Source organism: Roseburia sp. 831b, from assembly GCF_001940165.2.
Taxonomy (GTDB): domain Bacteria; phylum Bacillota; class Clostridia; order Lachnospirales; family Lachnospiraceae; genus Roseburia.
Genome location: NZ_CP135162.1, coordinates 2,706,189 through 2,728,037, shown reverse-complemented (window position 1 = coordinate 2,728,037; position 21,849 = coordinate 2,706,189). Strand labels below are relative to the sequence as shown.

Genomic DNA, 21,849 nt, shown 5'->3' with positions numbered 1-21,849 from the left:
TTTTACGGGGACAGGCAGCAGTTCCTGTTCCCGAAAGACTGTTTTGCAAGGGATAGAATTACATGAAGGAGGCCGTCAATTGGAAAAGGTACGTTACATGATTTCAGATGCTGCAAATCTTGTGGATGTGGAATCACATGTGTTGCGTTACTGGGAAGATGAACTCGACTTGAAAATCCCACGGAATGAAATGGGACATCGATACTATACGAAGGAAAACATCGAAGAATTCCAAAAGATTAAAGAACTGAAGGAGAAAGGGTATCAGTTGAAGGCAATCCGCATGATTGTACATAATGGAACCCTGAATCCGAAGTCAGCTGATACGGATGCTCCAAAAGAGACAATGCCATTTATCCGTCAGGTTACGATACAGCCTCCCACCACCAGGCAGACGACAGCAGAGTATGCTGCCACACAGGGCATGGAACAGGTGCCGCTTTTTTTACAACAGCCGGAGCCGGTTACGTCCAATCCAGAGAAAATGGAGCAGTTCAAAGAACTGATGCGTGAGATTGTGGGTGAGGCAATTGCGGATCAAAGGTCTGCATTTAGCAAAGAAATTGGGGAAGAGGTATCGGAGCAGGTCTTAAAGGAAATGAATTACCTTGCAAGAGAGCAGGAAGAGGCACAGGAGGAACGGTATCGCAAGTTAGATGCCGCTATCCGTGAAAAATTAAGAAAAAAAGAAAAGTCGTTCTTAAAATGGAACAAGAAAAAACCGTCACAAGTGTGACGGTTTTTTCTTGTAGGAAATGTATGTAACTACATTTCAAATTGTAGGAATTATTCCTGGCTGATAGCACCTGTAGGACAAGCACCAGCACATGTTCCACATTCAACACATGCAGCAGCGTCGATCTGGTACTGGCTATCTCCCTGAGAGATTGCTCCTACTGGACATTCAGGTTCACATGTTCCACATGATACACAAGAATCAGAAATTACGTATGCCATAATTATGTTCCTCCTTTATAATTTGAAAAATATTTTGTAAGAATCCATCCGCTAAAAAGCGGACAGATTTACATTACTTGCTATACACATAGCTTTGAGCATATTCTAATACAAAAAGTCAGTGAATACAAGAGAAAATGTGGATTTTCCTTGTACGAAAAAAAGCACATTCCTTTATTCCCCTAAAACCGATAGAGTTTAAAAAGTAGAGAAATGATATAGTGTCTTAGAACGGAATGTCTCTCCGGCATGCAGCACAATGCTTGGGAAATTATCATGGTTGATAGAATCCGGATAATGCTGTGTCTCTAAGCAGACAGCGCTGTTTTGCACGTAACTGTTGCCATTTTTTCCGGTCATTTCAATGCCTTCGCCCGGAACATAAAGCTGCATGCCAGGCTGGTCTGTAAAACAGGTCAGACGGATGCCGGATTCCTTGGACTGTAAAATAGCGGCCTCGCGGAGTCCTGTGCCATTGATGACAAAGTTGTGGTCATAGGTGCCAAATTTGCGGAACTGTTCGTAATCGCTGTCTACGAACTTGCCAATAGAATGAATCGTTCTAAAGTCAAAAGGTGTTCCGGTTACGGTAAGGAATTTACCGGTTGGAGCCTGTGTGCTGTCAAATTCTGTAATCTCGTCTGCGTCAATAAATAATTCGTGAGAAAGAACGTCTCCATTTCCTTCTCCATTCAAATTGAAATAGGCATGATTTGTAACATTTAATAAGGTGTCCGCATCTGTATCTGCGAGATAAAGAATGGAGAGCTCATTGTCCTCTGTCCAGCCGTAAGTAACGGTCAGTGTCAGATTTCCAGGATATCCCTCTTCCCCATCTTTTGCATGATAGGTTAAAATAAGTTTGTCATCTTTGATTTTAGAATCCCATACACGTAAGCCAAAACCATGGATTCCACCATGCAGATGGTTAGAGCCACAGTTGATGGCAAGCTGGTATTCCTTGCCGTTCAAAGAAAAATGACCATCCTTGATACGATTTGCAACACGGCCTACGACAGCACCAAGGCTTCCCTCGTCGGTTGTGTATTCGCCTAAGGAATCATATCCAAGACAAACATCGGTCATATTACCCGATTTGTCTGGAACTACAATTTTAACAACGCGGCAGCCAAAGTCGATGATTTCGACATAGGCACCGGAGTTATTTTCCATGTGATATAAATTTACGTTTTCACCGGCGCTTGTTGCGCCAAAATTTGATTTTGTTATTTTCATGAAATAGCCATACCCTTTCGTTTGCCTTATTTCCATAATATCGTTATTATCTCACATTTGTAAAAACATAGCAAGTATGTTGCTTAATTTTCATAAGTATGAGATAATAAGAGCAGGGTGGATTTTTGAAAAACCAGAAAGAAAGAAGTAAAGAATCATGCAGACAAAGGTAGTAAAAATAGATGCAGAGCAGATAGACACAGATAAGATGGAAGATGCAGCGCGTATCATTGCAGATGGCGGACTCGTGGCATTTCCGACGGAGACCGTGTATGGACTTGGAGCAGACGCACTACATTCCGAGGCGTCGAAGAAGATTTATGCCGCAAAAGGCAGACCATCGGACAATCCTCTGATTGTTCATATTTCCAAATTTGAGGATTTGGAATCGATTGCAAAAGAGGTGCCAGAACAGGCAAGAAAGTTATCCGATGCGTTTTGGCCGGGACCACTTACGATGATTGTATGGAAGAATGAGAAGGTTCCGTATGAGACGACCGGAGGAATGGATACAGTTGCAATCCGTATGCCAAATCATCCGATTGCACTCCGCCTGATTGAACAGAGCGGATGCCTGATTGCAGCGCCGAGTGCAAACACTTCCGGCAAGCCAAGCCCGACGGAGGCGCAGCATGTAAAAGGTGACCTGGATGGAAAGATTCCAATGATTTTGGATGGTGGTCCGGTTGGAATCGGAATTGAATCTACCATCATAGATTTGACAGAAGATACCCCGATGATTTTGCGTCCGGGTTATATCACCAAAGAAATGTTAGAGGAAGTCCTGGGGGAAGAAGTAAAAGTGGACCCGGGAATTATCGCTTCGGATTCCCTAAAGAAGCCGAAAGCACCTGGAATGAAGTACAAGCACTATGCGCCAAAAGCAGATTTGGTATTGGTAGACGGTGCATCGGAGGCTGTTACAGCAAAGATTAATGAATTGGTAAAAGAAAAACAAAGCCAGGGATTAAAAGTTGGTGTCATTGCAACCGACGAGACGAAAGCGTCCTACGAGGCGGACGTTGTGTTCAGCATAGGAGCAAGAGCGGACGAGGATGCAATTGCAAAACATCTCTACAAGATTTTGCGTGAATTCGATGATTCTGGTGTGGATGCCATCTATTCAGAAAGTTTTGCAACACCAAGGATTGGACAGGCAATCATGAACCGGCTTTTAAAAGCAGCAGGACACCAGGTGTTAACAGTTTAGGAGATGTGTGCAGCATGAAAAAATACGATAAGATTATTTTTGTGGCAGAAAGCGGTACAAGCCGGGCACCACTTGCAGCTGGGATATTAAGTGAATATACCTTAAAACATCCGGTTGAAATTCAGGCAAGAGGGCTGGTCGTTCTTTTCCCGGAACCACTTAATCAGAAGACTGAGGCGGTCATGATCAGCAATGGCATCAACATGGAAGGCTACATGTCAACCCAGCTGGTGGAGGAAGATTTTTCGGACGATACGCTGGTATTGACGATGGAGCACAATCAGATGGAAAAGATTCTGGAAAAATATGAAAATGCAGACCCGGAAAATGTTCATGTGCTGACAGAGCTTGTCGGCGATGAATTGGAGATTATCAATCCATATGGCGGAACACTCCAGCAGTATGGACTCTGTTACGAAACAATGCGAAAAACAATCAAAAAATTAGTGAATTTATTAAACGAAGGAGAATAAAAGATGTCAAAAGTAGTCGTTATGGATCACCCATTGATTCAGCACAAAATTGGAATTATCAGAAGAAAGGAAACAGGTTCCAAAGATTTCCGTACTTTGGTAAGCGAGATTGCAATGCTGATGTGCTATGAAGCAACAAGAGATTTGCAGTTATCAGATGTTGAGATTGAGACACCAATCTGCACCACAACCGTAAAAGAATTAAAAGGTAAGAAATTAGCAGTTGTGCCAATCTTACGTGCAGGTCTTGGAATGGTAGACGGAATGCTTGCTATGATTCCGGCTGCAAAAGTGGGACATATCGGTCTTTACCGTGACCCGGAAACATTAGAGCCGGTAGAATACTACTGCAAACTTCCAGAGGATTGTGCAAACCGTGAGGTATTTGTCGTAGATCCAATGCTTGCAACAGGAGGTTCTTCTGCAGCAGCAATCCAGATGTTAAAAGACAAAGGGGTACAGCATATCCGTCTGATGTGTATTATTGCGGCTCCGGAAGGCGTAAAGAAAATGCAGGAAGCTCATCCGGATGTGGATGTTTACATCGGTGCATTAGATGACCATTTAAATGAACATGGTTATATTGTGCCAGGTCTTGGAGATGCCGGAGACAGAATTTTCGGTACAAAATAATGGAAAAATTATACAGGTCGCCACAGTTCTGGCGGCCTGTTGTCGACAGTAGAGATATCAGAATGGCAGACGGGAATGTGAAATTCTTGTCAATTTTTCGCAATAAGATGCTCGGAAATGGAGATTATGATGAGTGGAAAAAGAGAAGACTATATAAGCTGGGATGAATATTTCATGGGAGTTGCAATGCTCTCAGCGATGCGGTCAAAGGACCCGAATACACAGGTTGGAGCGTGTATTGTAAGCTCTGACCACAAAATTCTGTCAATGGGATACAACGGATTTCCGTTGGGCTGTTCGGATGATGAGTTTCCCTGGAGCCGTGAGGGCGACCCGCTTGAAAACAAATATTTTTATACAACCCACAGCGAACTGAATGCAATTTTAAATTACAGGGGAGGAAGTTTAGAAGGTGCAACCATGTACGTGACACTTTTTCCGTGTAATGAATGTGCAAAAGCCATTATCCAGGCAGGAATCAAGAGACTTGTGTATGACTGCAACAAATACGAAACAACTCCATCCGTAGTTGCATCGAGAAAGATGCTTACGACAGCAGGGGTCGAAATTGAACAGTATAAACACACAAATCGCAAGATAATTGTCGAGTTATGACACGAATTTTACGAAAACGGTCTATTACTTTTGACTGATTTCATGTTATAATTCTAATGATAGGCAATTATTGTTTATCAGACGAAAAAGATTCACAGAGAATGGAGAGTTTTATGAAGAATGCAAATCGGATTTTTCAATCGCTTACCCTGATTTTGCAATTTGGGCTGAATATGATTGTTCCCATTCTGATGTGTACGTTATTTGGAGTGTGGATTGGAAGAAAATACGACATCATGTGGATTACAATCCCGCTTTTTTTGGTAGGAGCACTTGCCGGTTTTACGAGTGTTTTTAAGATGGCAAGGAAAATCATCGAACAGGATAGCAGCAGGGACAGAAAACATGTTAAGAAGAATAAATGAAGCATTACCGGAACTGATTCTGGGTATTATCTTATATGGACTGGCAGTGGAGCTTATAGGTGTCTGGTTTGTGGCGGACAAACTTCGCTACTCGACGGGGCTTTTGATTGGCATCGCACTTGCAGCTGGAATGGCTGTGAATATGGCGATTGTGCTTGAGGATGCCGTAGGGCTTGTCGGACAGAACCATGCGCAGGCGAAGATTATTGCCAAATCTATTTTGCGTTATCTGATTGTCGTGATTGTCTTTTTTGTCATGATGAAATTTAAACTTGGTAATCTGATTACCGCATTTTTAGGAGTGATGGGCTTAAAGGTAGCTGCGTACCTGCAACCCTTTACACATAAAGCTATTTTAAAACTGACAGGAAGAGGTGATGTGCCTTCAGACAGTAAGAATAGTGAAATTTAATAAGGAGGTGAAATTGTGAATAATGCAATTTTGATGGCTTCAGGCGCCGACGACATTGATTTTATGATACATGGAATCTTTTCCTATAAGATCTTTGGACAGACCGTCTGGATTACCACATCACACGTATGCATCTTTATTGTTATGATGGTGTTACTGATTTTTTCAATCGTAGCGAACCGCAAGATAAAGCATGCAACAGAAGTGCCGGATACGTTTCAGAATTTCATTGAGCTGATCGTTGAAAAGCTGGATGGAGTTGTCTATTCTACAATGGGAAAGAAAGCGGCTCCGAAGTTTGTGAACTACATCAGCACGATTTTTATTTTCATTCTGGCGAGCAACATTTCCGGTTTGTTTGGTTTAAGACCGCCAACTGCAGATTATGGTACAACATTTGCACTCGGTCTGATCACGTTTGTCCTTATTCACGTAACGCAGTTTAAGAATCTGCCAATGAAGCAGATTTGGAAGGACATGTGTTCCCCATTACCACCTTGGTTACCAATCTGGTTTCCAATCAACTTAATCAGTGAAATCGCAGTTCCAATCTCTTTATCATTACGTTTGTTCGCAAACGTATTGTCTGGAACCGTTATGATGGCGCTGGTTTACGGATTGCTCAGCAAGATAGCAATTATCTGGCCTGCAGCACTCCACGTATACTTTGATTTGTTCTCAGGAGCAATTCAGACGTATGTATTCTGTATGCTGACGATGACTTACATCAGTCAGAACTATGAAAGTGAATAAAAAACAAAAAAAGATTCCGCAAAAGGAATCCAAAAACTCAATTCAAGGAGGATTTACAACATGAATATTACAGGAGAAGATTTAATTTTAGCATGCTCAGCAATCGGTGCAGGTTTAGCAGTTATCGCTGGTATCGGACCTGGTATCGGACAGGGTATCGCAGCAGGACACGCAGCAGCAGCTGTAGGTAGAAACCCAGGTGCAAAAGGTGATGTTATGTCAACCATGCTTTTAGGTCAGGCCGTAGCAGAGACAACAGGTCTTTATGGTTTGTTGGTTGCAATGCTTTTACTTTTCGTAAAACCATTAGTGTAAGCGTCAGAAAAGATGCAAGACTCTCTTACTGATAAGAGAAAAATCATAAATTAGCGGAAAGGAGGCCAAACCTTGGGAGAGATGACAAGACTATTCAATCTTGACCCACAGCTTTTGCATGATACCGTTTTGCTTGCAATTTCTGTATTTTTCTTATTCCTGGCAATGACATATCTGTTGTTCAAGCCTGCCCGTAAGATGATGGAGGACAGACAGAACAGAATCAAAGAAGATATCGATACCGCCAAAGCAGACAAAGAAGATGCAGCAGCAGTCAAAGCAGAGTATGAGAAGAAGCTGAAAGAGGTTGACAAGGAAGCAGAACAGATCTTAAGCGATGCTCGCAAAAAGGCGCAGAGCAATGCAGCCAGAATTGAGAGCGAAGCCAAGGAAGAGGCTGCTCGTATTATCCAGAGAGCAAACGAGGAAGCAGAGCTTTCCAAGAAACGTGCGATGGATGATGTGAAACAGGAGATGGTATCAATTGCATCTATGATGGCAGCAAAAGTGGTTGCGGCTCAGATTGATACTTCAATTCAGGATACGCTGGTGGAAGAAACATTGAAAGAAATGGGTGATTCAACATGGCAAAGCTAGTATCAAAGACATACGGTGATGCGTTGTTTGAGGTAGCCCTGGAAGAAGATAAACTGGATCAGTTTTTAGAGGAAGTCAAGGCAGTGAAAGCTGCGATTGATGAGAACCAGGATCTTTTCAAATTAATGAGTCATCCGAAAGTCGTAAAAGAAGAGAAAATAAAAGTTGTAGAAGACATTTTTTCCGGAAAAGTTTCACGGGAATTAGTAGGACTCATCAGAATGATTGTGGATAAGGGTCATTTTGAACAGATTGACAGCGTATTTACTTACTTTATAGATGAGGTAAAGGAATATCGTAACATTGGTACCGCATATGTGACTTCCGCACTGGAGCTTACAGATGCTCAGAAGAGTGCCATTGAGAAACGTCTTCTTGAGACAACAAAATATGTAACATTTGAAATGCATTATAACGTTGATGCCGCAATTATCGGTGGACTGGTAATCCGCATCGGCGACCGCGTGGTGGACAGCAGTGTTCGTACGAAGCTTGCAGATCTGACACGTGAATTATCCAAAATACAGTTGAAAGCAGGTGAATGCGCTCCATGAATTTAAAACCAGAAGAAATTAGTTCCGTAATCAAAGAGCAGATTAAAAGATATGCAGCGCAGCTCGAAGTTGCTGATGTGGGAACTGTAATCCAGGTAGCAGATGGTATTGCACGTATCCACGGTCTTGACAATGCAATGCAAGGCGAACTTTTGGAATTCCCGGGCGAAGTATATGGAATGGTATTGAACCTTGAAGAAGATAACGTTGGTGCCGTATTACTCGGTGACAGCAGAAATATCAACGAAGGTGATACTGTAAAAACTACTGGACGTGTAGTTGAGGTTCCGGTCGGGGATGCTTTATTAGGACGTGTTGTAAATGCGTTAGGACAGCCTATCGATGGAAAAGGACCTATTGAGACCGACAAATTCCGTCAGGTAGAACGAGTTGCATCCGGTGTTATCTCCAGAAAATCCGTAGATACACCGTTACAGACAGGTATCAAGGCAATCGATGCCATGGTTCCAATCGGACGTGGACAGCGTGAGTTGATTATCGGTGACAGACAGACCGGTAAGACAGCGATTGCAATTGATACGATTATCAATCAGAAGGGACAGAACGTAAAATGTATTTACGTTGCCATCGGTCAGAAGGCTTCTACCGTAGCAGCCCTTGTAAAAACATTAGAAGAACACGGTGCTATGGCATATACAACCGTAGTTGTATCCACGGCATCCGAATTAGCACCATTGACTTACATTGCACCATATTCAGGATGTGCAATGGGTGAAGAGTGGATGGAGAATGGAGAGGACGTCTTAATCATTTATGATGACTTAAGTAAGCATGCGACTGCATACCGTACACTTTCCTTGCTTCTTAAGAGACCACCAGGACGTGAAGCTTACCCGGGTGATGTATTCTACTTACATTCCAGATTGTTAGAGCGTGCAGCAAGACTTTCCGATAAATTAGGTGGAGGTTCCTTAACAGCCCTTCCAATTATCGAGACACAGGCTGGTGACGTTTCTGCTTATATTCCTACGAATGTAATTTCCATCACAGATGGTCAGATTTATTTGGAAACAGATATGTTTAACTCTGGTTTTAGACCAGCGATCAACGCAGGTCTTTCCGTATCACGAGTAGGTGGTTCGGCTCAGATTAAAGCGATGAAGAAGATTGCAGGACCAATCCGTACTGAGTTAGCGCAGTACCGTGAGCTTGCATCCTTCGCACAGTTTGGTTCTGAACTGGATGCAGATACGACAGAGAAGCTGGCTCAGGGTGAAAGAATCCGTGAGATTTTAAAACAGCCACAGTATCAGCCAATGCCGGTTGAAAAACAGGTTATGATTATCTATGCAGCAACCAAGAAATACTTGCTTGATATTGCAGTAGAAGATATTTTAACATTTGAAAGCGCATTGTTTGAATTAGTAGATACCAAGTATCCGGAAGTAGCACAGTCTATTCGTGAGACAAAAGAAATCACAGAGGATACTGAGAAGAAATTAATCCAGGCAATCGAAGAATGCAAAAAAGATTTCGTAAAGTAGAAAGCGTGAAGAACCTTCGCGCTAGGGAGATTTCTTAACAGAGATTTTCTTACAAGTTGAAGCAGGAAGGAGTGAGGAAACGATGGCCTCAATGAGAGACATCAAACGCAGAAAAAGCAGCATACAGAGTACGCAGCAGATCACGAAAGCCATGAAACTTGTTTCTACCGTTAAACTGCAGAAAGCAAGAAACAGAGCAGAACAGACGACACCATATTTTGATTATATGTATCGTACCGTAAGCTCCATGCTTGCAAAATCCGGCAACATCAATCACCCGTATTTAAAAGCGGGGGACTCCAAGAAAATCGCGGTTGTGGTAATCACATCAAACCGTGGTCTTGCCGGCGGCTACAATTCCAATGTTGTCAAACTGATTACGGGAAGCGATCTTCCAAAAGAGGACGTTCTCATCTATGCAGTTGGTAACAAGGGAAGAGAGACGTTAGAAAGACGTGGATATCACATTGAAAAAGATGCCTCAGATATTATCGAATCTCCGGCTTATGAAGATGCAGCAGCACTTTGCAAAGAGGTGTTAGATGCCTTTGTAGCAGGTGACATTGGAGAAATCTATCTTGCTTATACGCATTTTAAAAATACGGTAAGCCATGAGCCAAAGCTCATGAAGTTACTTCCGGTGGAAGTGCCGGAAGATAGCGCAAAAGAGGCGGATTCGAATGTCATGATGAGCTATGAGCCGAACGAAGAAGAGGCACTTGACATGATTATTCCAAAGTATGTGACAAGTCTTTTCTATGGTGCTTTAGTGGAAGCCGTAGCAAGTGAAAATGGTGCCAGAATGCAGGCAATGGATTCTGCGACCAGCAATGCAGAGGATATGATTAGTGATCTTTCATTGAAATATAACAGAGCACGTCAGGGTGCGATTACGCAGGAATTAACGGAAATCGTAGCTGGTGCTTCTGCAATATCATGATAAACAGCTTGGGTAACAGACAAGAACTTGTTGCTTGTGCTTGCACAAAAGCAATGGTGGAATGTCTGATATGAGAGTGTGACAATAACAACAGTACAAGGAGAAATAAGCGATGGCAAATAATATTGGTAAGATTACCCAGATTATCGGTGCCGTTATTGATATTAAATTTCAAGAAGGCAACCTGCCAGAGATTAACGACGCGATTGAAGTGCCAACCAAAGATGGTGGCAAGTTAGTTGTCGAAGTATCTCAGCACTTGGGTGATGATACAGTCAGATGTATCGCCATGGGTTCTTCCGATGGACTTGTTCGTGGAATGGAAGCAATTGCAACTGGTGGTCCTATCAGTGTACCAGTAGGTGAGAATACATTAGGACGTATGTTCAACGTATTGGGAAATCCGATTGATGACGTTGAAGAACCACAGGATGTAGAGCACTGGCCAATCCACAGAAAAGCACCAGCGTTCGAAGAACAGTCTACATCACAGGAGATGTTAGAGACAGGAATTAAAGTCGTTGACCTTCTCTGCCCTTACCAGAAGGGTGGTAAAATCGGTTTGTTCGGTGGTGCCGGTGTAGGTAAAACCGTATTAATTCAGGAGTTAATTCACAACATTGCAACAGAGCATGGTGGATATTCTGTATTTACCGGTGTAGGTGAACGTACCCGTGAAGGAAATGACCTTTACTATGAAATGAAAGAATCAGGAGTTATCGATAAGACCACCATGGTGTTCGGACAGATGAACGAGCCACCTGGAGCACGTATGAGAGTTGCTCTGACAGGTCTTACCATGGCTGAGTATTTCCGTGACAAAGGTGGAAAGGATGTATTGTTATTCATTGATAACATTTTCCGTTTCACACAGGCAGGTTCTGAGGTATCTGCGTTGTTAGGACGTGTACCTTCTGCCGTAGGTTACCAGCCAACCTTACAGACTGAGATGGGTGCTCTTCAGGAGCGTATCACTTCTACAAAGAGTGGTTCTATCACATCTGTACAGGCTGTATATGTACCGGCGGATGACTTAACTGACCCGGCTCCAGCTACAACTTTCGCACATCTGGATGCGACAACCGTATTGGACCGTTCAATCGTAGAGTTAGGTATTTATCCAGCCGTTGACCCATTAGGATCCACCTCCCGTATCCTGGATCCACATATCGTTGGACAGGAACATTTTGAAGTAGCCCGTGGAGTTCAGGAGATTTTACAGAAATACAAAGAACTTCAGGATATCATCGCAATCTTAGGTATGGACGAATTGTCCGAAGACGACAAACTGGTTGTAAACCGCGCAAGAAAGGTTCAGAGATTCTTATCCCAGCCATTCTCCGTAGCAACACAGTTTACCGGTCTGGAAGGAAAATACGTTCCAATCAGCGAGACAATCCGTGGCTTCAAGGAAATTCTCGAAGGAAAACATGATGATGTTCCAGAAAGTTACTTCCTGAATGCGGGAACAATTGATGAAGTTCGTGCAAGAATGCAGTAGGAACATGCATCAATGATGGAGGTATTTTGCTCCGCAGAACAAGGAGGCTATTAAGAAATGGCAGATGAGAATAAAATTTTTGATGTAGAGATTATCACGCCAGACCGTATTTTTTACAAAGGCGAGGCTTCGATGATTGAATTTAATACATCAGAAGGTGAAATAGGTGTGTACAAAAAACACATTCCGCTGACGACTGTCATTGCTCCAGGAATCGTAACAATTTACGAAGAGGAGAAAGAAGTTACGGCAGCAGTTTATTCCGGATTTGCAGAGATTCTGCCAGATAAGGTGACACTTCTTGCAGAAATTGCAGAATGGCCGGATGAGATTGATACCGCACGTGCAGAAGCAGCGAAAAAACGTGCAGAAGAACGTCTTGCACATAAGACAGAAGCAATTGATGTAAAACGTGCAGAGTTTGCACTTCGAAAAGCACTCGTTCGTCTGGACGTAGCAGATCGAAAATAAATTTTGCAAGGAAAAGGAACCATGCAACGGCATTGCCGGGGCATGGTTCCTTTTTTTGCTTTCCAGGATTCGGTGGTGCCAGCAAGGTAATTAACAGTTTTTTTGCTGGCAAAATTCGGACATTCATGGCAGAACATCACTGGATGTCTTGAGGAATACTAAGATTATCCAGTATTCCCTCAAAGTCATAAAAAATTTTTGTCTTTACATGATTTTCCAGCAATTAATTTGTAATTTGCCTTTTCCCACCGAATTCCAAAGTTATAAAATAGTTTTACCTTTGTACAATTTGTCAACAACTAATTTGTAAGTTTCCTTTTGTTCCCCGGATTCCAAGGTTATAAAAATAATTTTACCTTTGTACAATTTGCAAACAATTAATCTGTCAGCTATCCGTTGACACATGGATGTTATAAGGGGCACTTGCGTATGGAAGAATGAAATACGCATTAGGTGTTTTTGGTATATTCTTGTAAAAATAACTCTAATTATTTTGGCGAATGGAGTGGGAAATCCAGGAAATCTGTAAAAACACCTAAAGCAGTTGAGTCAATGGAGTAGAAAATCCAGGAAATCTGTAAAAACACCTAAAGTCCTCAAGGCAATGGAGTAGAAAACCGAGAAAGTCTGTAAAAACACCTAAAGCAGTTGAGTCAATGGAGTAGAAAATTGGGAAAATCTGTAAAAACACCTAAAGTCCTCAAGGCAATGGAGTAGAAAATTCAGAGAACCTATGAAACCACCGAAAGCCGTTGTGGCAGAGTGTTTGACAGGAAAATGGAAGAAAATTATAATGAAAGATGGCGTTTTTAAGGAACAAGAAAAGATTGGGAGTTTTGATGAGAAGTTACAAAAGAATAGTAAAAGAAATGTTTGCTGCTTTTTATTGCTGTATAGGGAGTGCTTTGCCTGCTGTCATTACTTAATATGAAGCTGTATATGCGTATCGGGAATAAGTTGTTATGGAATATGCGTGAGCGTATTTATCAGGTTTTATGGTGCAGCAATTACAGAGAAAATGTGCAAAAGAGTAAGGACAAGTTCAAGTTTGTACTCTCTAACTAGACCTATACCGCTTTTACAATTGTAGTTATTTATTCTGTGGGTAGATTTACATAGTGGTTGCCGGTCATTCTAAAAATATTCCAATTTTTGATAACATTGTGGAGCTTATGGAGGTTCCTTTTGGGGCGGAAAATTACAGGGGAAAATTGAGAACATTCTGATTTAAGGCGAGAATGGCAGTGGAAAAAATTCTCTTTTAAAGATGGTTTTAGGCTTGTACAAGCCGACAAGTGGTCAGGTGTGTCTGAAAGGTGTTTCTGTAAATGATTACAACTGCAAGACATTTTACAAAGAGATTTATTATGTGTCGTAGGATGAGATGCTGTTAAATGAATCCGTCCTGCTCTCATGCTAGATAAGATTGATGCAGATGATACAGGTTACGACCAGATTGTGAGATTATAATACGAGGAAGGGGTATGGAAAGATTTTACTGGATTATTCTCTGGAAAAAGCAAAAGAGCTTGGATGCGGAGCAGTATGCTTTGAAGGAAATATTGATTTTTATGGAAAAAGCGGATTTAAACAGGCAAGCGAGTTTGGCATCCGCTATCATGGATTGCCGGAAGGCGAGGATGCATCTTTCTTTCTGTGCAAAGAACTGATACCGGGATATCTTAATGGAATTACAGGAGAGTATGCACCTCCGGCAGGGTATCTGGTAAATGAAAAGGAAGCAGAGGCATTTGATAGAGAGTTCCCGTATATGGAGAAGAAAAAACTTCTGGGACAGATTTTTGAATGATGAAAAGCAGGAGGTAAATTTAGATGAAAGCAATGGAAAAAGACTGGTATCAGAAAAATTGGACGCTGGATATTCAGAATATGTCATGGGTAGAAGATACAGGCAGACAAGTAGATTTTCTAATCAAGCAGTTACAGTTAAAAGGAACGGAAAAATACTTGATCTTGCATGTGGATTTGGTCGGCACTCACTGGAGTTTGCCAGACGTGGGTATGATGTTACCGGTATTGATATTACACCGGCGTACATAGATTCTGCAAACGAGCAGGCAAAAAAAGAAAATTTGAATGCAAAGTTCATTTGTCAGGACATTCGCACGATCACATTTGATAAGGAATTTGATGTTGTGCTGAATATGGCGGATGGAGCAATAGGATATCTTGAAGACGATGGGGAAAATCATAAGATTTTTTCTGTCATTGCGAAAGCATTAAAAAATGGTGGAAAGCACTTTATGGATATCATGAATGGAAGCTATGCCCAAACACATTTCCCTTGCAAGTTATGGGATGCAGGAGAAAAGGGACTTACATTATCTGCTTTTGAATGGGAGAAGGATAGAAAAACGCTGATATATGGGCAGGTAGACTATATGTATGGAGAAGCACTTTATAAGCCTGAAATGAAAGAAGGAAATCCTATAAGGTTATATAGTTTGGATGAAATCACGGAGATATTCGGTAAATTAGGACTTCGTATTTGTAACAGCTTTGCTGACTTCAGTGGAAAGCCGAGTTCTGATAATGATATTCAATTGATGGTTTATTCCATACGGGAATAAATCTTCATCAAATCTTTATTTTTTTTCTGTTAGGTTATATTTCAGTAAGAAATGTAAAACAGTTGATAGATGTCACAAAATCATGGAATTGCAGTGATGTTACCTATACAACGGTGATGTTAGAAGATTTTTTTACAGATATAAAGGAGCAGGCACTTGGGCTGGCAGAAATCTATCACCAGAAAATAGATTGGAAGGCAAAGCAAAGTGATAAAAAGGTAATGATTGTCTATGATCAAATGTTTCGGGCAGTAATGAATGTGATTCAGAATGCAGTGGAGCATACAAAAGAAAATGGAATCATTTATATTGGTGCAAAGGAGCATGATGGTCGGCTGACATTCATTGTGGAGGATAGTGGATCAGGATTTACAAAAGAAGCATTATTGCATGGCACAGAGCAGTTTTTTATGGATGACACAAGTAGAAATGGAGAAGCCCATTATGGGATTGGGCTATTTTTTGCAAAAACTGTGGCTGAAAAATATGGCGGAGGGATTAAACTTTCAAATTCTGAAAATACAGGTGGGGCGAGGGTAGAAATATTTTTCCTGAGTAGTCAGGAAACACGCTAAATAGAACGCAATTAAGCTATGTAAAAGAAATTTTACATGCTTTTATCTAATATGTAAAAGCCTTTTGATAGACGTTACTACTACATTTGCTGTAATCTCATGGAAGAAGGAGGCATACAGAATTATGATAGCTGATAAAATTAAAAATGCTCGTACTATAAAAAAACTTACACAGGAACAGGTTGCTGAAAACCTCAATGTTTCCAGGCAGACTATTTCTAACTGGGAAAATGGAAAATCACTACCTGATATTGTAAGCATTATAAGAATGAGTGAATTATATGATTTAAGCCTGGACGAATTATTGAAAGGAGATGCGACATTGCTTAATAAAATTGAAAGAGACATGAAAGTAGCCAAAGCTGAAAATAACGTTATCAAATTTGCATGGATATCTATTGTAATCGGTGTTGTTATGATTATTCTTGGGAATGTATTTGACGGCAACCCGTTCATTGATTTTATTTCGGCTGCATTGCCATGGGTACTTCTTGGATTAATGGTGCTATTTGCCATATTGTATCTTAATAAAGAAAATGACAATTAGAGAGATGAGCTTATAATATGCAAGTCAATCAGTATAGCATTCGCTTTATTGAAAAGGACTTGCATATTCTCTATAGATGTATTATTATAAAGCTAACGAATGATAGCCTACAGGCTATTGAATGATTATTATAATGGAGAATGACAATGGGCACAAACAGAAAAGAAGAAATCATTCTGACAACGTTAGAGTTAGCTGCCGAAAAAGGACTTGCGGGAGTTTCCATGAGTATGATTGCTGATAAGATTGGTATCAAAAAGCCATCGCTTTATAAGCATTTTTCATCCAAGGATGAAATTGTGGAAGCAATGTATCAGTTTCTCAGAGAGCAGTCCAAGAAAAATGCCAATATAAAGCCTGTGGATTTCAGCCAGCTTTTTCAAGGGAAAACTGCATATGAAGTATTGCAAGGAGTGGTGCAAGGTTATGTCAATATGAATCATCAGGAAAAGTTGCTTACATTTTATAAGGTTATATACTCTGAGCGTAGCATCCAGCCGATGGCAGCAAGAATCGTTGCGGAAGAAACTGAGAGAATGATCATTGCAACAAAACAGCTATTTTATGCAATGGAAGTACATAAGCTGCTTCATTTTGAAAATGCTGATATGAGTGCAGTAAGCTTTGCAATGACGGTTCATGGACTGATGGATTATGAACTGGATCAGAAGTATGGATATGATGAAGAACCCAAAAATCTTCTGGATGAATATCTGAAATGGTTTTGTACGGAGAATCAAGTGGAAGCTGGTGATTAACATGAGAAAAAAGAATTTTATGAATTATTGTGGACTGCTTGGAATTGTGGCATTACTTTCTTACACAGCGGCGGTTGTGTTTTCTCCACTTGCTTATCCCGGATATAACTGGATGGCACAGGCAGTCAGTGATCTGAGTGCTACGAATGCTCCGTCTCTGCGACTGTGGAATCAGCTTAGCAGCCTGTATAATATTTGTACTTTAATCTGTGCCATGATGGTTTGCGCAGGGATACAGGGAAAAGGAAGCAGGTTACTACGAACCGGAATCTATCTGTTTACCGCAATGGAGTGGATATCGGCAGTGGGATTTTCCGTGTTTCCGTTAAGTGATAGTGGCTATGCAGGGACATTTCAGGATAAAATGCATATTCTTTCAACGATTTTAGTTGTACTGCTATCCATCGTTTCGCTTGTTATACTTATCATAGCAGGAGTGAAGAGGAAAGAATATCGCAGTTTCGGTGTGTTTGCAGGAATTGCTCTGGGAATGATGTTAGTTGGTGCACTTGGAATGAATATCGTACCGAAAGAATATTTTGGTGTTGTTGAGCGGTTCAGCGTTTTTGCGGCAGTAGGATATAATGCAGTGCTGGGAATAGAATTGTTCAGAATTGACTTATGATTTAAGGAAATATGCGGGTGTGACGATTCGTATCGCGCATGTTACCAGGCGTTTCTTTCATTCTTTCAATATGTTTGTTACTTTAGGATTAGCTCATGAGTAAAACAAGCAAAGAGAAAGGATAAACAGAAATTATGAAAAATGAAAGAATAAACATGTGCGGTGGAGTGATATACTTATTGGGATTTGTCTTATGGACAATTATGATTCAGGTGTTTGATGTGAAGCCTGAAGGAATAGACGGAACAGATATTGGTTTTTCGACAATCAATGTCTGGTTTCATAACCTGACAGGTGTTCATATGAAAATTTATACCATCACAGACTGGCTTGGTCTTGTTGCTGTATTTGTATGCATGGGTTTTGGACTGTTGGGATTATGTCAGTGGATCAAAAGAAGAAAACTTTTAAAGGTGGATTTTGACATCCGAATGCTTGGTGTGTTTTATGTCATTGTAATTTTGGAGTATTTGATTTTTGAGATGATACCGATTAATTACAGACCAATTTTTATCGAAGGAAGAATGGAAGCATCGTATCCATCGTCTACAACACTCCTTGTGCTAAGTGTAATGCCGACCTTAATATTTGAATTGAAAAGGCGGATGAAGAAAGAACTTGTGCGAAAAATACTTATACTTGTGACAGCATCATTTAGTCTTTTTATGGTAATCGGAAGAACTGTTGCAGGAGTTCACTGGCTGACAGATATTGTTGGTGCAATCCTGCTAAGTACAGGTTCTTATCTGATATATAAAGCAATCGTTTTGATGCATGATAAGAGGTGATCATTTGGGATTTCATGAAAAATTACAGGAACTAAGAAAAAGCAGAAACCTCACACAGGAAGAACTGGCAGAGGAGCTATATGTTTCGAGAACTGCAATCTCAAAATGGGAATCGGGCAGAGGATATCCCAGTATTGATTCATTAAAAGCAATAGCAGGCTTCTTTTCCATTTCGATTGATGAACTTCTGTCGGCAGACGCTTTGGTATCTATTGCTGAAAAGGAAAACAGGTCAAATATCCAAAGAATATGTGATGTGTTGTTTGGAACTGTTGATTTAATCGGAATCTTGCTTGCACTATTGCCTCTATACTCCAGACAGATGGATAACTCTGTAATAGCAGTGAATCTCTGGAATTTTAAACCGGAAAATAATTGGATTAGTATTATCTGCTGGGTTCTGATTGTGGCATTCGTTCTACTTGGAATTGTAAAAATAGTATTAAATTATATGCATATAGATAAGGGAAAAGATATTATTACTATCAGTTCCGTATTGATCAGCATGATAGCGGTCTTGTATTTTTCAATGGTAAGAGAAACCTATTGCGTTGTGATAGTTTTTCTTCAGTTGATGATAAAAGGCGGGTTACTTTTTTATGCTATTGGGAAAGGCGGTATGAAGGAGCGTAAGGATGCTTGAATTAACATAGGGATTGCATTGGAAAAGAGATGGTAAGCCTTGACATGTTTATTCAGCGCACTATACTATAAATGAATTTACAATAAACTAATTTATAATATAAAGGTGAGTATTCAGCACAGACCGAATCACTTGCTGATGAGGTCGTAAGAACATGATTCTGGTGTGAGCAGATTCCATTCGCATAGCGAATTTTCATGAATCTGCGAAATGTAATTATGAAGGTACTGAATAATTACATATGGAGGATAATATGCCAAGTAGTCCCAAAATTAAAAAAGAAGATATGCTGAAAACAGCATTGGATATTGTAATGGAGAGTGGATATTCAGCTCTAAATATTAAAGAGGTAGCGAAAAGGCTGGGATGCTCTACGGCACCGATTTCATGGCAGTTTGGCGGTATGGACGGTTTGAGAACAGAGCTAATCCCGTTTGCAGAGCAATATGTGGAAGAAGAATATTATCGCAGAAAGGAAGCTGTTGATGAATTATCAGCATTTGAGCTAAGAGGCAGAGGGACGATTGAGCTGGCGCTTGATAAGCCAATGCTTTTTCAGTTTCTCTATATGGGAGACAGGAGTCAGCTTTTAAGTGCAGGATTTCAGTTGAATACTGAGAATAATACAGGAATTTACAAACCATTAGCAGACAGGCTTGGAATTACTGTAAGTCAGGCAACAGATTTTTCTATGACAATGATTATATATACACATGGAATTTGTTCGCTGATTGCATCCGGGATTGTCAAGGATACAAAGGAGAATATGTTTCAGATGATCCACAATACAGGCATTACATATTTGGAAGATAATATGGGTTACGACCAGATTGTGAGATTATAATGGAAAAGAAAATACTCAAACTAACAAAAACACCGCTACATAAAACAATTGGATTCTTTTTCCTGTGCGTGGCAGTATCTGCGCTTAGCATCTTGGAACCTTATTTATTACAGGACCTTTTAAGCAAGGCAGAAAAACATGCCATTAAAATCACAGATGTGGCAGTGTTACTGATAATTGTGGTGTTTTGTGCCAGGACAGTGCTTTCTTTCTGGAAAAAGAAGAAGGTTTTTGAAAACCGCAACGAAAGCATGATTGCAGTTTCGGAGTCATTGGCAGGACACCTCCTAAAATGTAAGGAGCAGGTGTTTTCGATATACACACCGACATACCTGGTGGCACGAATTGTTGATGAAATATTTCAACTAGAAGGAATTCTTGTCTATAAGCTGATGGATGGAATCATCAGCGCTGCGATATGTCTTTTTTATTTTATCTGGCTGTTTCATTGTAATGTTTTTGTGGGAACCATGACGGTTGTGTTGCTGGTGGCGGATTATGTGTTTGCATTAAAACTTCCCCTGACAAAGGTGTATCGGGAACATAACGAAGCACTTGCCAGATTAAAAGATGAGACTGCTAATCTTTTGGATGGTGTGATTCAGGTAAAAGTAAGCGATTCCTACGAGAAAGAACTGGTACGTTTTCGTGAAAGCTGGAATCGCTACACTCAAAAGTTAATGAAACGTGATTTGATGCGGCAGCTACAACTGATTTCTGGTGATACCTGTAAGCAGTTTGGCAATATCTTGATGATAGTGGTGTGTGCCTGGTTTTTGTCATGCCAGAAAATAGACTTGGCGAACTTTGTACTAATGTTAAATCTTTATCAATATATTTGGGGCATGTCCTCGGTAGTCGAGAGTCTGATTCCACAATATAAACAAGGGATAACGGCATCTGAACGAATTGCAGAGATTTTTGATTTCGAGGAGGAACAGATACGGGAAGAAATGTCGGAAAAACCAGATCAAATGAAAATTGAGAGCGTTGGGTTTGAACATGTATCTTTTTCCTATCAGGGGAAAACGGTTTTGCAGGACTGCACCTTTCTTGCCAAAAGAGGAGAACTCATATCACTGGCAGGACAAAGTGGGTGCGGAAAAAGTACCATTTTATCTCTGCTGCTCGGTCTGGAGGAGCCGGACAGCGGGGCAATCACTGTAAATGGCAAAAAGGTGACTGCAAAAACGCTCCGGCAGATTCGAAATCAGGTTGGTTATGTAAACCAACAAACCTTTTTGTTTCACCGGACAATTCGGGAAAACTTAACGTATAACGTAGAGCAGGAAATCAAGGATGAGACATTGTTAGAGCTTTTGCAGGAATTTGACTTAAAAGAACGAATATGCACTATGAAAGATGGGCTTGATACCGTTTTGACCGGAGAGATGGAGATTTTGTCAGGAGGAGAAAAGCAACGCGTGGGTATTATCCGGGAGCTGTTGAAGAAACCACAGATTTTGCTGCTTGACGAGTGTAGCGCACACGTGGATGCTAAAATTGAGGAGGGAATATATCGGGAATTGAAAAAGCAAAATTCCAATATGATTCAGATTCAGGTTGCACACAAAGAGACGGCGCTTTCCCATAGCGACCGGATTTACCAAATTTAATCAAAAATGCTGCGCGAGAATCGCCCTGTGACGGAGTTGAACAATGTCACAATGCGACCTGCCGCAGACGAAGAATCCTGTAAACAGGATTCTTTTTTTGTTTCAGAAGGTTTTAGGTTTTTGTAAAAGAAACCGTTCATGGAGGGTGCAGCCAAAATGCATCAAATTTTACAAGAAAACAGGCAGAAAAGACCACTCATTGTCTATTTTCTACAATTTTGCAGATGCTATTTTGTGAATGATTTTGACTGAAAATGATTGACTGTGACGGAAAGTGATTTTATAATAAAAGCATGAAATGAATGGTTTTGAATGAACGTGAACG

27 protein-coding genes and 1 pseudogene are annotated in these 21,849 nt (G+C 40.8%); 26 read left to right on the top strand and 2 right to left on the bottom strand.

Features of this window, described 5'->3' with window-relative positions; all coding sequences use genetic code 11:
* Window positions 1-79 precede the first annotated feature (79 nt).
* A complete protein-coding gene (locus BIV16_RS12570; RefSeq protein ID WP_075680453.1) occupies window positions 80-736 on the top strand; it encodes a helix-turn-helix domain-containing protein in 657 nt (218 codons plus the stop codon).
* Between the two features lie 50 nt (window positions 737-786).
* On the opposite strand, the gene BIV16_RS12565 is transcribed toward BIV16_RS12570, so the two are convergent.
* Together BIV16_RS12565 and BIV16_RS12560 are read right to left on the bottom strand one after the other, a co-directional pair.
* Window positions 787-957: a DUF362 domain-containing protein gene (locus tag BIV16_RS12565; RefSeq protein ID WP_075680452.1), complete on the bottom strand. Its 171-nt coding sequence runs from the start codon at window positions 955-957 to the stop codon at window positions 787-789.
* A 198-nt stretch (window positions 958-1,155) separates the two neighbouring features.
* Window positions 1,156-2,193 carry an aldose epimerase family protein gene (locus BIV16_RS12560; RefSeq protein WP_075680451.1) on the bottom strand — a complete coding sequence of 346 codons (1,038 nt, stop codon included), beginning with the start codon at window positions 2,191-2,193 and terminating at the stop codon, window positions 1,156-1,158.
* Window positions 2,194-2,350: 157 nt separating this feature from the next.
* On the opposite strand from BIV16_RS12560, the gene BIV16_RS12555 reads away from it, so the two are divergent.
* The 25 genes and pseudogenes from BIV16_RS12555 (at window position 2,351) to BIV16_RS12440 (ending at window position 21,524) form a co-directional block, all read left to right on the top strand.
* Entirely contained in the window at window positions 2,351-3,403 is a 1,053-nt protein-coding gene (locus BIV16_RS12555) for an L-threonylcarbamoyladenylate synthase (RefSeq protein ID WP_075680450.1), read from the top strand.
* 14 nt (window positions 3,404-3,417) lie between these two features.
* Window positions 3,418-3,876 carry an arsenate reductase/protein-tyrosine-phosphatase family protein gene (locus BIV16_RS12550; RefSeq protein ID WP_075680449.1) on the top strand — a complete coding sequence of 153 codons (459 nt, stop codon included), beginning with the start codon at window positions 3,418-3,420 and terminating at the stop codon, window positions 3,874-3,876.
* Window positions 3,877-3,879: 3 nt separating this feature from the next.
* Window positions 3,880-4,509: a uracil phosphoribosyltransferase gene (upp, locus tag BIV16_RS12545; RefSeq protein ID WP_075680448.1), complete on the top strand. Its 630-nt coding sequence runs from the start codon at window positions 3,880-3,882 to the stop codon at window positions 4,507-4,509.
* Between the two features lie 129 nt (window positions 4,510-4,638).
* Entirely contained in the window at window positions 4,639-5,124 is a 486-nt protein-coding gene (locus BIV16_RS12540) for a deoxycytidylate deaminase (protein ID WP_075680447.1), read from the top strand.
* Between the two features lie 113 nt (window positions 5,125-5,237).
* A complete protein-coding gene (locus tag BIV16_RS12535; protein ID WP_075680446.1) occupies window positions 5,238-5,489 on the top strand; it encodes an AtpZ/AtpI family protein in 252 nt (83 codons plus the stop codon).
* Entirely contained in the window at window positions 5,470-5,901 is a 432-nt protein-coding gene (locus tag BIV16_RS12530; protein ID WP_075680445.1) for a hypothetical protein, read from the top strand. Before BIV16_RS12535 ends, BIV16_RS12530 begins: the two co-directional genes overlap by 20 nt.
* A gap of 33 nt (window positions 5,902-5,934) precedes the next feature.
* Window positions 5,935-6,654 carry a F0F1 ATP synthase subunit A gene (gene atpB / locus BIV16_RS12525; RefSeq protein WP_075680540.1) on the top strand — a complete coding sequence of 240 codons (720 nt, stop codon included), beginning with the start codon at window positions 5,935-5,937 and terminating at the stop codon, window positions 6,652-6,654.
* Between the two features lie 60 nt (window positions 6,655-6,714).
* Window positions 6,715-6,969, top strand: a complete 255-nt coding sequence (gene atpE / locus BIV16_RS12520) for an ATP synthase F0 subunit C (protein ID WP_075680444.1) — start codon at window positions 6,715-6,717, stop codon at window positions 6,967-6,969.
* Window positions 6,970-7,050: 81 nt separating this feature from the next.
* A complete protein-coding gene (atpF, locus tag BIV16_RS12515) occupies window positions 7,051-7,566 on the top strand; it encodes a F0F1 ATP synthase subunit B (RefSeq protein ID WP_075680539.1) in 516 nt (171 codons plus the stop codon).
* Window positions 7,554-8,120 (top strand): ATP synthase F1 subunit delta, encoded by a 567-nt coding sequence (gene atpH / locus BIV16_RS12510; protein ID WP_075680443.1) that lies wholly within the window; start codon window positions 7,554-7,556, stop codon window positions 8,118-8,120. The genes atpF and atpH overlap by 13 nt, the downstream gene beginning before the upstream one ends.
* Complete coding sequence (gene atpA, locus BIV16_RS12505) at window positions 8,117-9,625, top strand: F0F1 ATP synthase subunit alpha (RefSeq protein WP_075680442.1); 1,509 nt, start codon at window positions 8,117-8,119, stop codon at window positions 9,623-9,625. Before atpH ends, atpA begins: the two co-directional genes overlap by 4 nt.
* A gap of 82 nt (window positions 9,626-9,707) precedes the next feature.
* On the top strand, window positions 9,708-10,565 hold the full coding sequence (atpG, locus tag BIV16_RS12500; protein WP_075680441.1) for an ATP synthase F1 subunit gamma: 858 nt from the start codon (window positions 9,708-9,710) through the stop codon (window positions 10,563-10,565).
* A 112-nt stretch (window positions 10,566-10,677) separates the two neighbouring features.
* Window positions 10,678-12,066: a F0F1 ATP synthase subunit beta gene (gene atpD, locus BIV16_RS12495; protein ID WP_075680440.1), complete on the top strand. Its 1,389-nt coding sequence runs from the start codon at window positions 10,678-10,680 to the stop codon at window positions 12,064-12,066.
* A 57-nt stretch (window positions 12,067-12,123) separates the two neighbouring features.
* Window positions 12,124-12,537: an ATP synthase F1 subunit epsilon gene (gene atpC / locus BIV16_RS12490; protein WP_075680439.1), complete on the top strand. Its 414-nt coding sequence runs from the start codon at window positions 12,124-12,126 to the stop codon at window positions 12,535-12,537.
* A 1,267-nt stretch (window positions 12,538-13,804) separates the two neighbouring features.
* Window positions 13,805-13,915 (top strand): hypothetical protein, encoded by a 111-nt coding sequence (locus BIV16_RS15820; RefSeq protein ID WP_083625192.1) that lies wholly within the window; start codon window positions 13,805-13,807, stop codon window positions 13,913-13,915.
* Between the two features lie 114 nt (window positions 13,916-14,029).
* Entirely contained in the window at window positions 14,030-14,347 is a 318-nt protein-coding gene (locus BIV16_RS15770; protein ID WP_143524741.1) for a GNAT family acetyltransferase, read from the top strand.
* Complete coding sequence (locus tag BIV16_RS12480) at window positions 14,268-15,128, top strand: class I SAM-dependent methyltransferase (protein ID WP_242940371.1); 861 nt, start codon at window positions 14,268-14,270, stop codon at window positions 15,126-15,128. The genes BIV16_RS15770 and BIV16_RS12480 overlap by 80 nt, the downstream gene beginning before the upstream one ends.
* Before the next feature lie 53 nt (window positions 15,129-15,181).
* Window positions 15,182-15,703, top strand: a pseudogene (locus BIV16_RS12475) (ATP-binding protein); the annotation flags it as partial.
* A gap of 124 nt (window positions 15,704-15,827) precedes the next feature.
* Window positions 15,828-16,250: a helix-turn-helix domain-containing protein gene (locus tag BIV16_RS12470; protein WP_083625190.1), complete on the top strand. Its 423-nt coding sequence runs from the start codon at window positions 15,828-15,830 to the stop codon at window positions 16,248-16,250.
* Window positions 16,251-16,396: 146 nt separating this feature from the next.
* On the top strand, window positions 16,397-17,008 hold the full coding sequence (locus BIV16_RS12465; RefSeq protein ID WP_075680436.1) for a TetR/AcrR family transcriptional regulator: 612 nt from the start codon (window positions 16,397-16,399) through the stop codon (window positions 17,006-17,008).
* A 1-nt stretch (window position 17,009) separates the two neighbouring features.
* A complete protein-coding gene (locus BIV16_RS12460) occupies window positions 17,010-17,633 on the top strand; it encodes a DUF998 domain-containing protein (protein WP_075680435.1) in 624 nt (207 codons plus the stop codon).
* A 134-nt stretch (window positions 17,634-17,767) separates the two neighbouring features.
* Window positions 17,768-18,421: a phosphatase PAP2 family protein gene (locus BIV16_RS12455; RefSeq protein WP_075680434.1), complete on the top strand. Its 654-nt coding sequence runs from the start codon at window positions 17,768-17,770 to the stop codon at window positions 18,419-18,421.
* 4 nt (window positions 18,422-18,425) lie between these two features.
* A complete protein-coding gene (locus BIV16_RS12450) occupies window positions 18,426-19,064 on the top strand; it encodes a helix-turn-helix domain-containing protein (protein WP_075680433.1) in 639 nt (212 codons plus the stop codon).
* 253 nt (window positions 19,065-19,317) lie between these two features.
* Window positions 19,318-19,908 carry a TetR/AcrR family transcriptional regulator gene (locus BIV16_RS12445; RefSeq protein WP_075680432.1) on the top strand — a complete coding sequence of 197 codons (591 nt, stop codon included), beginning with the start codon at window positions 19,318-19,320 and terminating at the stop codon, window positions 19,906-19,908.
* The gene (locus BIV16_RS12440) at window positions 19,908-21,524 is read left to right on the top strand and encodes an ATP-binding cassette domain-containing protein (RefSeq protein ID WP_075680431.1); all 1,617 of its coding nucleotides are present in this window, start codon (window positions 19,908-19,910) and stop codon (window positions 21,522-21,524) included. The genes BIV16_RS12445 and BIV16_RS12440 overlap by 1 nt, the downstream gene beginning before the upstream one ends.
* Window positions 21,525-21,849 lie beyond the last annotated feature (325 nt).

Coding starts and splice junctions, on each gene's coding strand:
- BIV16_RS12455 (WP_075680434.1), top strand. CDS start 17,768: ATGAAAAATGAAAGAATAAACATGTGCGGTGGAGTGATATACTTATTG.
- BIV16_RS15820 (WP_083625192.1), top strand. CDS start 13,805: ATGGTTTTAGGCTTGTACAAGCCGACAAGTGGTCAGGTGTGTCTGAAA.
- atpH (WP_075680443.1), top strand. CDS start 7,554: ATGGCAAAGCTAGTATCAAAGACATACGGTGATGCGTTGTTTGAGGTA.
- atpE (WP_075680444.1), top strand. CDS start 6,715: ATGAATATTACAGGAGAAGATTTAATTTTAGCATGCTCAGCAATCGGT.
- BIV16_RS12530 (WP_075680445.1), top strand. CDS start 5,470: ATGTTAAGAAGAATAAATGAAGCATTACCGGAACTGATTCTGGGTATT.
- BIV16_RS12470 (WP_083625190.1), top strand. CDS start 15,828: ATGATAGCTGATAAAATTAAAAATGCTCGTACTATAAAAAAACTTACA.
- BIV16_RS12555 (WP_075680450.1), top strand. CDS start 2,351: ATGCAGACAAAGGTAGTAAAAATAGATGCAGAGCAGATAGACACAGAT.
- atpB (WP_075680540.1), top strand. CDS start 5,935: ATGGCTTCAGGCGCCGACGACATTGATTTTATGATACATGGAATCTTT.
- BIV16_RS12460 (WP_075680435.1), top strand. CDS start 17,010: ATGAGAAAAAAGAATTTTATGAATTATTGTGGACTGCTTGGAATTGTG.
- atpD (WP_075680440.1), top strand. CDS start 10,678: ATGGCAAATAATATTGGTAAGATTACCCAGATTATCGGTGCCGTTATT.
- BIV16_RS12550 (WP_075680449.1), top strand. CDS start 3,418: ATGAAAAAATACGATAAGATTATTTTTGTGGCAGAAAGCGGTACAAGC.
- atpA (WP_075680442.1), top strand. CDS start 8,117: ATGAATTTAAAACCAGAAGAAATTAGTTCCGTAATCAAAGAGCAGATT.
- BIV16_RS12560 (WP_075680451.1), bottom strand. CDS start 2,193: ATGAAAATAACAAAATCAAATTTTGGCGCAACAAGCGCCGGTGAAAAC.
- BIV16_RS12440 (WP_075680431.1), top strand. CDS start 19,908: ATGGAAAAGAAAATACTCAAACTAACAAAAACACCGCTACATAAAACA.
- BIV16_RS12445 (WP_075680432.1), top strand. CDS start 19,318: ATGCCAAGTAGTCCCAAAATTAAAAAAGAAGATATGCTGAAAACAGCA.
- atpF (WP_075680539.1), top strand. CDS start 7,051: ATGACAAGACTATTCAATCTTGACCCACAGCTTTTGCATGATACCGTT.
- atpG (WP_075680441.1), top strand. CDS start 9,708: ATGGCCTCAATGAGAGACATCAAACGCAGAAAAAGCAGCATACAGAGT.
- BIV16_RS12565 (WP_075680452.1), bottom strand. CDS start 957: ATGGCATACGTAATTTCTGATTCTTGTGTATCATGTGGAACATGTGAA.
- atpC (WP_075680439.1), top strand. CDS start 12,124: ATGGCAGATGAGAATAAAATTTTTGATGTAGAGATTATCACGCCAGAC.
- upp (WP_075680448.1), top strand. CDS start 3,880: ATGTCAAAAGTAGTCGTTATGGATCACCCATTGATTCAGCACAAAATT.
- BIV16_RS12465 (WP_075680436.1), top strand. CDS start 16,397: ATGGGCACAAACAGAAAAGAAGAAATCATTCTGACAACGTTAGAGTTA.
- BIV16_RS12535 (WP_075680446.1), top strand. CDS start 5,238: ATGAAGAATGCAAATCGGATTTTTCAATCGCTTACCCTGATTTTGCAA.
- BIV16_RS12480 (WP_242940371.1), top strand. CDS start 14,268: ATGAAAAGGAAGCAGAGGCATTTGATAGAGAGTTCCCGTATATGGAGA.
- BIV16_RS12540 (WP_075680447.1), top strand. CDS start 4,639: ATGAGTGGAAAAAGAGAAGACTATATAAGCTGGGATGAATATTTCATG.